The organism is Methanosarcina sp. UBA5 (assembly GCF_002505485.1).
GTDB lineage: Archaea > Halobacteriota > Methanosarcinia > Methanosarcinales > Methanosarcinaceae > Methanosarcina.
In genome coordinates this window covers 1,555-14,918 of the sequence record NZ_DAVG01000059.1, presented here as the reverse complement: position 1 = coordinate 14,918, position 13,364 = coordinate 1,555, and the positions used below count along the sequence as shown (strand labels likewise).

The 13,364-nt window shown below is 41.6% G+C and carries 8 protein-coding genes; all 8 read right to left on the bottom strand.

Annotation, left to right across the window (positions count from 1 at the left end; translation table 11 throughout):
• Window positions 1-7: 7 nt before the first annotated feature.
• Window positions 8-859, bottom strand: coding sequence for a 2-oxoacid:ferredoxin oxidoreductase subunit beta (locus BP621_RS05820; protein WP_292388469.1), 852 nt, complete (start codon window positions 857-859; stop codon window positions 8-10).
• Window positions 846-2,570, bottom strand: a complete 1,725-nt coding sequence (locus BP621_RS05815) for a 2-oxoacid:acceptor oxidoreductase subunit alpha (protein ID WP_292388471.1) — start codon at window positions 2,568-2,570, stop codon at window positions 846-848. Before BP621_RS05815 ends, BP621_RS05820 begins: the two co-directional genes overlap by 14 nt.
• 519 nt (window positions 2,571-3,089) lie before the next feature.
• A complete protein-coding gene (gene hmgA, locus BP621_RS05810) occupies window positions 3,090-4,346 on the bottom strand; it encodes a hydroxymethylglutaryl-CoA reductase (NADPH) (RefSeq protein WP_292388468.1) in 1,257 nt (418 codons plus the stop codon).
• A gap of 995 nt (window positions 4,347-5,341) precedes the next feature.
• A complete protein-coding gene (locus BP621_RS05805; protein ID WP_292388467.1) occupies window positions 5,342-5,710 on the bottom strand; it encodes a DsrE family protein in 369 nt (122 codons plus the stop codon).
• Between the two features lie 577 nt (window positions 5,711-6,287).
• A complete protein-coding gene (locus BP621_RS05800; protein ID WP_292388466.1) occupies window positions 6,288-8,897 on the bottom strand; it encodes a valine--tRNA ligase in 2,610 nt (869 codons plus the stop codon).
• A 571-nt stretch (window positions 8,898-9,468) separates the two neighbouring features.
• On the bottom strand, window positions 9,469-10,122 hold the full coding sequence (locus BP621_RS05795) for an HAD family hydrolase (RefSeq protein ID WP_292388465.1): 654 nt from the start codon (window positions 10,120-10,122) through the stop codon (window positions 9,469-9,471).
• 432 nt (window positions 10,123-10,554) lie between these two features.
• Window positions 10,555-11,319 carry an HAD family hydrolase gene (locus BP621_RS05790; RefSeq protein WP_292388470.1) on the bottom strand — a complete coding sequence of 255 codons (765 nt, stop codon included), beginning with the start codon at window positions 11,317-11,319 and terminating at the stop codon, window positions 10,555-10,557.
• 49 nt (window positions 11,320-11,368) lie between these two features.
• Entirely contained in the window at window positions 11,369-12,316 is a 948-nt protein-coding gene (locus tag BP621_RS05785) for a phosphotransferase (protein ID WP_292388464.1), read from the bottom strand.
• Between the last annotated feature and the right edge of the window lie 1,048 nt (window positions 12,317-13,364).

Below are 13,364 nucleotides of genomic sequence, written 5' to 3'. Positions count from 1 at the left end.
GGAGATTTTAATAAAATGTCTCAATTTCGTGCTTTACTTCTTCAATAGAGAACTTTTGCCTTACAAGAGGCTTCTCCTGAATTGCCGGTACTCTTTCCTCATATATATCCCTCTCATGTTTGTAAAAAATGCCATTCGGGATCTTGTCTCCCCATTCTAAAGATTTCTCAAAGGCTTTTATACGGTCGTAAGGGTCATAATCGTTCCCAAGCTTGTAAATCCTGTCCCTGTACCATTTGAAGGTATTTATCTTATTAAAAGTAACACAAGGTTGAAGAATATCAAGAAGGGCAAAGCCCCTGTGTGTTATGGCAGCCTTCATAAGCTCTTTGAGATGCTCCTGATCGCCTGCAAAACCCCTGGCTACGAAGCTGCAGTTCTGGGAAATCGCCATCGCAAGTGGATTCATTGATTCCTGGAGGACGCCGTAAGGCTGAATTGTTGTGTAGGTTCCCTCGGCTGTAGTGGGAGATGCCTGTCCCTTGGTCAGTCCGTAAACCTGGTTATTGTGCACGAAAAGGGAAATGTTCGGGTTCCGGCGAATTGCATGAAGAAAATGGTTTCCTCCTTCTCCGTAGCAGTCCCCGTCTCCTGCAACTGCGATCACATGAAGGGTATGGTTGGCAAGTTTTGCAGCCGTAGCCACAGGCAGGGTTCTCCCATGCAGCCCATTAAACGTATGGCACTTAATATAATGGGGCAGTTTTCCAGCCTGTCCTATTCCCGAAACTACAAGGACTTCCCATGGCTCAATACCAAGTTCGACAAGCGCCTGTTTGATGACCGAAAGAATTTGAAAATTTCCGCATCCAGGACACCAGGCCGGGATCTGGCCTTTATAATTTTCAGATGTAGGCATTCAATTCCTCCTTCAGGTTTTCGATTGTAAAAGGTCTTCCATCGTATTTGCTGATCTGGTGGGAAAATTTGAACCCGGTTTCTGCTCTTAGAAGTTTTGCAAACTGCCCAGTGGCGTTGTTTTCTATGCAAATCGTAAGGTCTGCGTTCTCAAGAAGCCCGATATAATCGAACCTATCCCGCTCGGGAAGAGGATAAATCTGGCTGAAGTGCAGCATTGCAGCTTTCTTGTCCTTAGAAATGGTATCAATTACCTCTTTTATCACACCATAGGTGGACCCATGCCCTACAAGCACTATTTTTGGAGATGAGTCACCGTATAAAAGCGGAGATTCGATTTCTTTCTTTATAAGCGGCAGTTTGTTCAGCAGCCTTTTTTGAACCATTTTGATGCGGGTCTCGGAATCTTCCACAATGTGCCCATCTTCGTCATGTTCATCGCTATCCGCTACTACAAGATGTTTTCCGGCTTCTCCTGGGACTGCAAGAAGAGAAATTCCTGTACTGGAATATTTATAACGTTTATAGTCCGTAATTCCTTTCAGATCCTCTTCTCTCAGCCGGTAATCGTTATAAATCAGGTTCTCCATCCCAAGATTTTCGAAAGTCCATTCGGATTCTGCGAGGTACTGGTCGGACTGGATGAACACAGATATCTGGTACTTTTCTGCAAGTTCGAAAGCCCTGTTAGTCAGGTAAAGAGCCTGTTTTGGAGTGCCTGGCTCGAAAATAATTCTTGGAAACTCTCCGTGACCTGCATGGAGAATAAAAAGCAGGTCTCCCTGCTCGGTGCGTGTGGGAAAACCCGTAGCAGGCCCAGGGCGCTGCATTTCCGCAATCACAAGAGGAGTTTCGGTCATTCCTGCAAGGGAAAGCCCTTCTACCATGAGGGCAAATCCTCCTCCGGACGTTCCGGTCATAGCCCTTACCCCTGCAAAAGAGGCTCCTATTGCCATATTAATAGCTGCAATTTCGTCTTCAGCCTGCTCAACAACGAGATTATATTCTTCTGCCTTGGAAGCCAGGTACTCCATAATTCCTGTTGAAGGCGACATAGGATATGCCGAATAAAACTTGCAGCCGGACATAATTGCTCCCACACTAATTGCCTGCAGCCCGGTTATGAGTATGAGTTTTTTGTCTTCAGGCTCCCGGATTCCAAAAGCTTCGCACCTGGGACAATTCGTAAGAGCGTATTTATATCCTGCTTCTGCGCAGGCTATATTATTCTGGACTACTTCTTCCCCTTTTCTCAGGAAAGTTTCTCTCAGGATCTCTTTTAAAGCTTCAAGCCCGAGATCAAGAAGCCCAAGCGCTGCCCCGGTTGCTACTGTGTTTGCCATAACGCTGTTCTTTCCGACGTCCAGCGCTATCTTTCTGAAAGGAATATCTATGAATTCCTGCTCTTCGAATTTCTGTTTGGCAATTTCCGAATCATATAGAATAAATCCCCCGTCTTTAACATTCTTTCTGGCGACTTTGATAGTGTTTAGATCAAGAGCCAGAAGAATATCGACCATCTCTCTGGAAACCGAAATTTCCTGGTCGGAAAGCCGTATCTGGTAAAAATTATGTCCCCCCCTTATCCTTGACATATAGTCCTGGTGCGTAAATACATGATATCCTATTCTGGAGAAAACCTTTGCAAGAGCTCCTCCTATGGTCTGCAGCCCCTGTCCGGCCTCTCCTCCGATTCGAAGCGTATATTCCAGAAATTTAACCCCCCATATCTCTTCTTAATTTCCCATTTATCTTCAGCTTTTCTAGCTCGCTCAGTTTACCAGCTTTTATTCTGTGAGTTCCTGATTAGTGAGTTTTAGTTTATGGCTACTTGTACAGGTCTTAACCGGTATTTTGTGAGCATCTAATTAGTTGGCAAAATGCATTAAAACTCAAGCCTAGAGCCTGCTTAAAACGTTAACAGCAAAATAGAAATTTATGGCCAATTCTCTTATCCTATTGCCACTGACCCTATTGAGCTTTCCCTCTATTGAGTTTCCCGAGAAAATATTATTATTTAAGTTTAAATAATCTTGCTTCCTCTCCTTACCTGGAAAATTAGCAAAAAAAGAATTAAAAATTGGCCCAATGCAAGCCTTTTAAAAAAAAGCCTGAGCGAAAACCCTAGCAACAATGTGACCGGCGTGATCAGCCAACACAACGGTTGTGTTTGAGTTTGAAAATCTTAACCCCGAGCCCTATCGGCGTGATCAACCGGCGCAACGGTTGCGTTAGAACTTTCCGCGGCCGAGCTGGGCATGAGCACGGGCCAGATGTCCTGCAGCCTGAGCTCCTATAAGGTTAACTTCTCCTGCAAGCACTGCAGAAGCTACGATTTCCGCAAATTTCTTAGAGTTTGTTCCGGGAACGTCACCTGTACCTGCAACGCCGAGAATATTCAGGCAATCTCTCTGGGTTCCAAGACCTGTACCTCCCCCAACAGTCCCCACAGGCAGGGCAGGCAGGGTAACAGAACAGTTAATTTCTCCATATTTTGTAAGCTCCATGCTTGTAATTGCAGTACTCCCTTCAACGACATGAGCTGCATCTTGCCCGCAGGCCAGGTAGATCGCAGCAATAATGTTTGCAGCATGTGCATTGAAGCCAAGTGCTCCTGCTCTTGCTGAACCCAGCAGGTTTTTGCTATAATTTACCTCAAACATGGATTCAGGCGTACATTTCAGGGTTTCCTTTACAATTTCCTTTGGAATCGTAACTTCGGCTACAACTGTTTTTCCTCTTCCGAGAATGGTGCTTACGGAAGCCGGTTTTTTGTCGGTACACATGTTTCCTGAAAGGGTAACCGGATGTGCACCGAATTCATCTTCGATAAGGTGCATTACTGCGTCAGTAGCTATAGTCACCATGTTCATGCCCATGGCGTCTTTTGTATCGTACGAGAACCTGAGATATACGTATGTGCCGGTTACGAAGGGTTTTACAGAAAGCAGTTTTCCGAAACGTGTCGTTTTTTCGGCAACGACTTTCATCTTCTCGAAAACCTCAGGACATTTTACCCACTCATAAAATTCTTTAGCTCTGCTAACACTCTCAAGCTTAAAAACAGGCGCTCTGGTCATCTCGTCCTCAAAGACCCTTACATTTGCTCCACCTGATTTCGTGACAACCGAACAGCCGCGATTTACACCGGCAACAAGAGCCCCTTCAGTTGTAGCAAGAGGAATGTAGTATTCGGAATTTGCATATTCGCCATTTACCTTCAGAAGTCCGGCAACTCCGAGGGGAATCTGAACTGCGCCTATCATGTTTTCAATATTTTTTTTCAATGCGGCTTCAACATCAAGGGAGAAATTCTGGATATGCTCAAACTCGAGTTTCGCAAACTCCTGTATTGCAAGCCGCCTGAGTTTTACTGAAGTCACAGGGTCTGCAAACTCCTCAATCTTACGAAGAGCCACGTCCCCATCCAGAATCTTTTGTAAGAGAACTTTCTCTTCCTCACTTAGTTCATAATCCTGTAAAAACATGAAATCACCTGCTGAGATTGTTTTCATTCTATTCTTTAAAAATTAATTGACTGAAGGGCTGAAATCTTCCATATTAAATAATTAATTTAAGTCATATACTTAGAGCTCATCCCAAAACCAATTTTATTCTCAAATTATCAAATTTTAAATTTGCTCTTAAATTGTTTTTCGTTATCTGAAAATTGATTGATTATTCGAAATATAAGATTCAGAGAAATAATTTTGAGTTTTGGGATCAGCTCTTAAGTTATATACTTGATATTAAAATCCATTTTTATCACAATTATGTGCACAAACGCTCGCTCGCTGGATCCGCGTTTTTATATTGTTCTAATTATGTGCATATTGACATATAATTCATTCCTCAATGTGATGTTTTCTGTTAGTAATGGACAGTCTAAAAAATGCACAACACATAAAAAACTCTGTCGGTATAAGTTAACATTGAAAAAAGGGTTATAACTTTTTATAAAACTTAAGATTTACATAGAGCTTATCAGACCCGATTACAGACCCACTAAACCGGAAAATCTAAAAAATTGAAGATTAGCCCTCCCCCAGGAAATCCCTGGTTTTCTATGACCTCCAAGCGATTCAGGGCAGAAAAACTACAATTTTTAAATCAGTCCGTTTGTGCAAAGATTACTGCTACTTGCCCATAATTCAGCCCTCTTGAGCGAACAAAGCGAGCGAAAAGAGCACCGTCCTCCCGAGACGGGACTTAGGCTAGAAGGAACTCGGACGAGACGGGGCTCGGGTGAGTAAGGTTAGAGAGCAAATAGGGTTTTTAAATGGATAAAATTGGGTGAGGTACAGATTTACATGTTCTACAGGCCGGTTTCAGGCTCATATTCCCTGATTAAAGGACCGGTTGGGGCAGGGTAGAATTAAGTTGAAGAAAACCTGACTTAAGAAAAAGCTATAGTGAAACACATTTAATTTATTAGGGCCATTATTGCTTAAATATCTCATTTAATTTTACAAATTTGTAAGGCTCAGAAATTAATGATTAGCTGATTTTCCTCGGTATATTTCAGGAAAAGCTCGGAAACTTCTGTTGAGCAGATGAATTCAATTCCAGGGATCAATTCTTCTTTTTTAAGCCCGATCATGTCAGAGGCAAGCTGACAGCACCGGAACTCCACTCCCATATCCATACATTCCTGTACAGTAGCATCGTACTTGGGAGATCCTCTTGTTTTATCTTTCTTTGCAAGTAGCACTCCCATAGGCCCCCACAGAATAACCAGCACACCGAGCCCCTTACTCCTGTAATACTTCGCAAACTTGAGAGTTTCCTGGGGGCTGGTGCTTTCGTACACCATATTTTTGAGCAGCAGTAGTACCTTTTCGACTTTTGTCATAAAAACTCCAGGTATGAATAATACATTTCTGAAACAGATTACCTAGATGTATATAAAGTTTCACATTGGAAAGGGGAGTCTTTGTTTTTTCACTTTCTAAAAATAAATCTATTTCTTTTTGTGGAAAGAGGCAAAATTCAGATACTTACACCTGGTTAAATAACTCCATTGCAACATAAAGTTATATAGCCACTTCACCACTTTGAAGCTAGCCTGAACCTCCGCTGTGAAAAAAATGTTTTAAAGTTTGGGACTAATTCTAAATGCCCTGTATTCGAGACTCCAGCGTTATAGAAATCCTCAATTTAAGCGGAACAATTTATGGATTTTCTCATAATTTTGCACACTGGGAGTCTATTTTGCATCTTTGAAAATGACAGTTTAGTAATCAATGAGAAAAGGAATCTGATAAAATCAGTAAAAGCCGGCATGCAGAATTAAGGCAGTAATTTGAATTAAGTCAGAGTTCAAATTTAAGAACCGGATCTGAGGATATCCTGCCTTCAGCTGTTAGTAGAAAGCTGGAAAAAATAAGCACGAATAACCCGGGTATTTTTGATAAAAGGTAAGCAAAAGCTTACCTTACAATTACAACAACCGCATCTCTGACTTTAAGCACATCGACTTCCCTGCCGCCGGAAATCACTTCTTTCCTTATCTCTACGGCTTCGGGCTCGAGCTCGATCGGTTTGCCATTTACATCAACGGTTATTTTTCCTGAGGCTGCCTGGGATTCAACAGCAGCAGGATTTTCAGCCTTGAGAGCTTTCACGACAGCACCTGCATCTTTTCTGAATCTGGGGCCCAGAACACCCATATTGGGTTTAACTTCCACTGGCACATATTCAAAGGAAGGAGCCCCTTCCATCAACTCAACTTTCGAGTTTGTGGCGCCTGCGATATCTCCTGTGTCAATACTTGCATCATAAATCTCAAGCTTCTTTAAGGGAGCATTAAGTGCCATTCCCAGGTCGGACTTGTATCTGCGAACCTCACCTGTGATCTCCTTAATCAGTTCTCCTGCAGCTTCGGCTTCTTCATTTATGAAGCTTTCATCAGCTGCCGGCCAGTCCTGTATATGGACGCTTTCATCACTAAACCTGGAGTACAGTTCTTCTGCAAAGAAGGGTATAAAGGGTGCAAGCAGAAGCGAGAGAGTCTTCATTGTCTTGTAGAGCACATACTGTGCTGCTCTTCTGCCTTCGGGCTCATCACCATAAAGCCTGCCTTTTACGAGTTCCAGATAGTTGTCAGCAAGGACTTCCCAGGCAAAACCTCTTATGGCCTTGAAAGTAGAATCAAACTGGTATTCATCAAACTCCTTTGTTGCAGTATCTACAAGCCTGTTAAGTTTACTCAGCAGCCACCTATCAATTATATAGAGGGAGTCCGTTGGGAATTTATCGGCGTCTTCCTGTCCGAAGCCCTTCAGGTGAGACATTGAGAAACGGTAGATACTCCACATCTTTTGAAGGAAGCGAGAAGCTGAAACCACATCTTTCCAGCGGAACATTACATCCGAACCTGTGGACCCGCCAACTGCGCCCCACTGCCTGAAAGCATCAGCGCTGTACTGCGTGGTTACTTCTTCAGGGGAAATAACGTTTCCAAGGGATTTGCTCATCTTATGCCCATCAGGCCCGAGCACCATACCGTTAATTACTATAGAGTCCCAGGGTCTCTTGCCTTCAAGAGCCAGGCTCCGCAGGATTGTGTAAAAGGCCCAGGTTCTGATAATATCATGACCCTGTGGACGGATCTGTGCAGGCAGGCGGAGTTCGTGCTCGCTTTCCCAGCCCGTGACGTGTAATGCAGTGATTGAGGAGTCCATCCAGGTGTCGAGCACATCGGTTTCAGGTTCAAATTCGGTTGATCCGCAGGCGCAAGCTTTCTTAGGGGCTGCTTCATTCGGGTCAATCGGAAGCCAGCTCTCTTCTGCAATCATTACTTCCCCGCATTTCTTGCAGTACCAGATCGGGATTGGAGTTGCAAAGATCCTTTGCCTGGAAATACACCAGTCCCACTCCATAGTGCCTGTCCAGTTCTGGAGCCTGACTTTCATGTAATCAGGATACCAGTTTATCTCATCTGCAGCTTTCAGGATCGCATCGTTGTCGATCTTTACGAACCACTGGGGCTCTGAAAGGATTTCGATCGGGGTATCACAGCGCCAGCAAAGCCCGACATTCTGTTCCAGAGGTTTCTGGTCATAGAGGAAACCTGCGACTTTCAGATCAGCAATGACAGCTTCTCTGCACTCAGCAAGGCTCATCCCTTCATACTTGCCTGCCGCTGTTGTCATCTTGCCCTGTTTGTCGATGGCTTTTACAAGGGAAAGCCCGTATTTTACCCACCAGCGCACATCCTGCTTGTCCCCGAAAGTACAGATCATCACAGCGCCTGTACCGAATTCAGGCTCAACATCCTCATCGGCAATCAGAGTCACTTTCTGGCCAAAGAGCGGAACTATAATTTCCTGGCCTATAAACTGGCTGTAACGTTTGTCTTCAGGATTTACTGCAACTGCAACACAGGCTGCCATAAGTTCAGGCCTGGTGGTTGCAATGTCTACCTTGTCGAAATGGACAAAGTTAAGCTTTGTTTGCCTTGTTTCATACTCGACTTCTGCAAAAGCAATCGCAGTTTCGCAGCGGGGACACCAGTTGACAGGATGTTCTTCGTGGTAGATGTAATCATTATTATACATCCTGACAAAGGATTTCTGCGTTTTTACAAAGTATGAAGGATCCATAGTAATGAATTCGTTGCTCCAATCAACGGAAAAACCCAGGTGCAGCATTGTTTTACGCATTTTCTCGATGTTTCCTGCAGTCAGTTCCCTGCACATCTTGCGGAACTCTGCACGTGGAACCTGGTTTTTTGTTATTCCGTGAATTTCTTCAACTTTGACTTCAGTTGGCAGGCCGTGACAATCCCAGCCCTGGGGGAACATCACATTGTACCCTCTCATACGTTTGTATCGGGCAACAAAGTCAATATAACACCAGTTAAGCGCGTTTCCGATATGGAAATTACCTGTAGGATAAGGAGGTGGGGTGTCGATAATATACTGGGGGCGGGTATCTTCTCCCCAGTTGAAATGGTACATGGAGAGGTTCCACTTCTCCATCCACTTTTCCTCAACCTCACTTGCATTATATTCTTTTGGAATTTCTGATTCTGTCATAAAGACACTCCATGATTGGGAAATAGTGTAAGAATTCTTGGGGTTTAGAGTGCTTGCGATTATTTAAATATATCTGGTTTTGGATGGAGTGAACATTTTTTACTTTTTAATGTCTATCCAATATTTGACAGGAATATACGTTTTGCTTTCGCTGATTGCATTTTTATCCGAAAAACAATTTACAGCAAATAAAATTATTATAATGGGTTCAGTGGAAATCTCACAGGTAATCTCACAATTGGAAATATAGACTAACTTGTCAAAGAATAATGATTTATCAGCTTATAGTAACGTTGTCAGAATAGAAGAGTTGTCAAGAAAATTAAAGAAAGCTTTAGAGTGCCCGAAGAGGCGGTTAGAATAGCTGCAAGCTAAAAATGCATAAAATAAGCGAAGTTCAGCTTACTTTCAGCTTGGATTCAACTTAAAAAACTAACTTTCTTATTTTTTCGATTAACTTCTCTCCAATTTCTCTTGATTAACTTCTCTCCAATTTCTCTTGATTAACTTCTCTCCAATTTCTCTTGATTAACTTCTCTTCAATTTCTCTTATTCCTGGGATCTCCACCAATTATGCATATTTCCATGCCTCATGGATATGCATTGCATTCATTCCCAAACTCTGAGGTGGATAAATATCATTTTCGGGCGTGTCGCCAATTGAGAGCACTTCCCAAGGTTCAAGCCCAAGCCGGTCAAGAGCCAGCTTGAAAAGCCGGGTGTCGGGTTTTTTGATACGATGATCGGAAGACATGATTACGAAATTAAATTGATCGTACAGATTAAGGAAGCGAAGTTCTTGTTCGGTAAAAACTCTCTGGGCATTGGAAACGATACACTTTGGAATATTTTTGTATTTTGTAATTAGACGCAAACTCTGGGGATAGGCTTCAAGCTTTCTTAAGGAGGCAGTCCTGAAGGTTTTAGCCGCTTCAATTCCAAGCCACACCGAATTGAGTTCTCGAAAAGCATTCTCGGCACAGATATCTGCAAAGATTTCTTCAATACGGATATCCGGATGCTGCTGACCTGAATTTCCAAGCCTGTCTATTACTTTCCATCTGTATTCTTCCCTTAGCCTGTCAGGCTCAATTCTCACTCCCTGATAAAGCAGCCACCTGCTCAGCCTCTCATTCGTTTCCCAACTTTTCTCATCAGTCTTGATATCAACAAGGGTTTTGTAGCAGTCAAAAATTAGACCTTTTATCTTTCCGTTTTGGAGCATAGGGACTCTCCCTCCAGTTTTCCGTAATTTTTGGATTTCTGGGTTTCTATAATCCTTACTTCTATAGTCTTGTCTTCAATTAGTCGCTTAATAATGGTCATTGTATATAGATTTTATGTAAATATTTATATGTTAAGCAAATAGTAATATATAGTTTTAAATTATATAGGAAATTCATTCTGCATAAGATCTGTCCAAGCAATATCTAGATCTGGCTAAACTGGTTAAACGAAAAAACTAGTCAGGTGCAGTTTGATATTCAAAACTTAAATCTTAAAATACCCTTTGTGAAATGCTTTTCGTAAAGGTTCAGTATAACCATCACTATTTAAAATCAAAAAAGTCGGAAACTCTCATAAGAAAGGAAAAGATTAAATTAAAATTTTGGGAATTTACTATCTTCCGGAAAAAAGGTTGATATTTTTATGCCACTTAGTCCGTCAGACCGAACTTTTTCCATACCTCTTCAATATGCATGGTGCGCATTCCCAACCTTTTTGCAGGCAATAAATCGTTTTCGTAAGAGTCTCCTATTGACACGACACATTTGGGTTCAAGCTCAAGGCCCATCCTTTTGAGTGCAGTCATAAAAAGCCTGAGGTCAGGTTTCTTATACCCTACATCCGATGAGAAGATAACAAAGTCAAAATAATCGTGGAGCCCGAGAAACCTGAGTTCCAGTTCGGAAAAAACTCTTTGACCGTTGGATATTATACATTTTGGAAGGTTTATGCAATGTTCAATAAGTTTTATGCTTTGAGGGAAAGCCCGAAGTTTCCGTATCGAAGCTGCCCGAAAGACCCTTGAAGCTTCTACTCCCAGGCTATTTTCATCAATTTTCCAGATAGAATTTTCTCTGCAAATCTCGGCAAAGATCTCCTCTACCTTTATTTCGGGATATATCTCCGTAGAATACTCCATTTTCTGCCTGACCTTAAACATGTATGTTTCCCACAGCTTTTCGGGCGCGATTTTCACTCCCTGGTAGGCGAGCCATGCGCTCAGTACTTCATATGTATCCAGGCTATGTTCGTCAGTATGGATATCAATGAGAGTCTCGTAGCAGTCAAAGATGACTCCTTTTATATGGCAGCTCTCAAATGCCTCCTCTCCCTTTGCAAGAGAATGACTCAGAAATGTAACTTTACCTTTACTTGCTTCAAGCTCGTGATTCCCCGATATACTATTTCCTCCCAGATCACTTTTACTTAAGCTTTTTTACTTAATTGCCTTACTTAATTGCCTTTTATCTATAATTAATTGCCTTTAAACACTCACGTGCTTCTTTTAGAAGATAATTTTTATAGTTGCCCTGGTGAAGCCTTGCCGAGCGAAGAAGTCCTATACTCATGAAAAAAGGCAGAACTCTGGTAATATAATTAAAATCTTTTTCATCGCTGCTGTATTCCCAGAGGAAATTACCTATGTAAGGTTCGGCTTTCCAACCTCCTCCTTTATGCAGTTCGAATTCATTTTTAAGTTCTGCAGTAAGAATCCCGAGATCTCTTACAGGATGAGCATGGAACCAGGAGCTTTCAAAATCGAGGGCATAGGGCTTGCCTTTGTAAAAGATATAATTGGAAGGGGTAACGTCTCTGTGAACCATACAGCCGTAATCCCTGTCGAGCCATGAGCTGTACCACCATTCTCCAAGCAATTTATTGAAAGTCTCTCTTGTTTCATGATCCAGTTTCAAATGGCCCAGAACCTCATGATAGTTTCTGAATTCATTTTCCGTATTGTAGGAAGATTTTGTACTTTCATGGAGTTGCCGGAGCATGTGCGCAACTGCAGCAAGCCTCTCATAGAGCTTTTCTTCATGTCTGATATACCAGCCCAGAGATTTTCCAGGTATATATTCCGTTACAAGGACGCAATTGAACTTCTTATTGATTGCAAGAGGCCTTGCGACATCTATCACCGACGCAGCCTTTCTAAGGTTCCGGTATTCATTCATCATGCCTTTATATGGATTATAATCTTTCAACTGGCCAGTAGGTTCGGCAAAAAATTTTGCCATAACGCTAAAGTGTTCACCCTTAAACTGGTACCTACAGACCGTATGAGAGGAGCTGTATTTAAAAACATCAACAGAACATTTTTTATTTCGTAGCCTATCCCCGACAACTTCTTCAACAAGCCAGTCCCTGAAAGGGTCTCCAGGGCTTAAAGTATTAACATGGCGAGATGCCACCTCAAATTACCCCCACTTATCCAAAAATGCTCCCGCAATTGTATATTTTCCCCGCAGTATGCTCTTATTTCCAAATATAATTTCATGATAGAGCAGATGCCAATTTTATTTTTTGGTTCTGCAATACTAGCAATAGTATACTATATCTGGATAAACAGTATACTATAGTTTGGATCGATTATATTATTATTGGTGTTTAACTGTAAGGAGCCTACTCAAGTTCGGGCTCGCCGATATCAGCCGTTTTATTATACCCTCTTTGTGTTATTATATCCTCTTTTCTCCCAGTGTCCCCCCTTGTAAGGCGAGTCGATGAATTCGAATCTTACAATCCATTTTGCCCATTAATTAAATTCCAAAACGATTCTGCGTTACCCAGGGCATTTGTAAAGAGTCCTTAGGAGAGAAAGAAAAAGGTTCTACATATATCCATAGAATGTCATCAGTTTCATAAAGACATAAAGAGAAACTCATAATTTCAATAGACATCCCGCAGATATGTACAAATGTAGAATTAATTTGCCTATTTGTTAAAAATTATTTATCAAATGAAGAGTCGATTTTTAGAACTGCTGCCATATAAGGAAATTAGGTTGCATTTTTGTGCATATCTGCGAAAAGCGGCATACAATAGAAATTTTTTGATACGCTCAATATTTATATATAAATAATATTGATATTTCGTTTAATATTATATTCGCTGAATACTACCGTCGTAGTGATACAATTTGGAGTCGTTTCCACGACATACAAATTAGCGACATATAATATTAGGATATAATTTTACCAATAGTATATAATTTCTACAGATAAATTTGACTTATTAGCTGGTAAAATTATATTTAAGCAGTGCATCTGCCAACGAAAGTGAGTTGAAAAACTAACAACCTTAGAATTGTATTATATTAAGCAAAAATATGGGGTGTAATAAAATGGGGAAACAAATAGTTGATAGAATCAAAAAGATACTGACTATTTTATCGATAGTCCTTTTTGTAGTGTCAGTAACAGCTGTTGCAGTAAGCGCAAATGATGGTTACGACCGTGG

Coding starts and splice junctions, on each gene's coding strand:
- BP621_RS05800 (WP_292388466.1), bottom strand. CDS start 8,897: ATGACAGAATCAGAAATTCCAAAAGAATATAATGCAAGTGAGGTTGAG.
- BP621_RS05805 (WP_292388467.1), bottom strand. CDS start 5,710: ATGACAAAAGTCGAAAAGGTACTACTGCTGCTCAAAAATATGGTGTAC.
- hmgA (WP_292388468.1), bottom strand. CDS start 4,346: ATGTTTTTACAGGATTATGAACTAAGTGAGGAAGAGAAAGTTCTCTTA.
- BP621_RS05795 (WP_292388465.1), bottom strand. CDS start 10,122: ATGCTCCAAAACGGAAAGATAAAAGGTCTAATTTTTGACTGCTACAAA.
- BP621_RS05820 (WP_292388469.1), bottom strand. CDS start 859: ATGCCTACATCTGAAAATTATAAAGGCCAGATCCCGGCCTGGTGTCCT.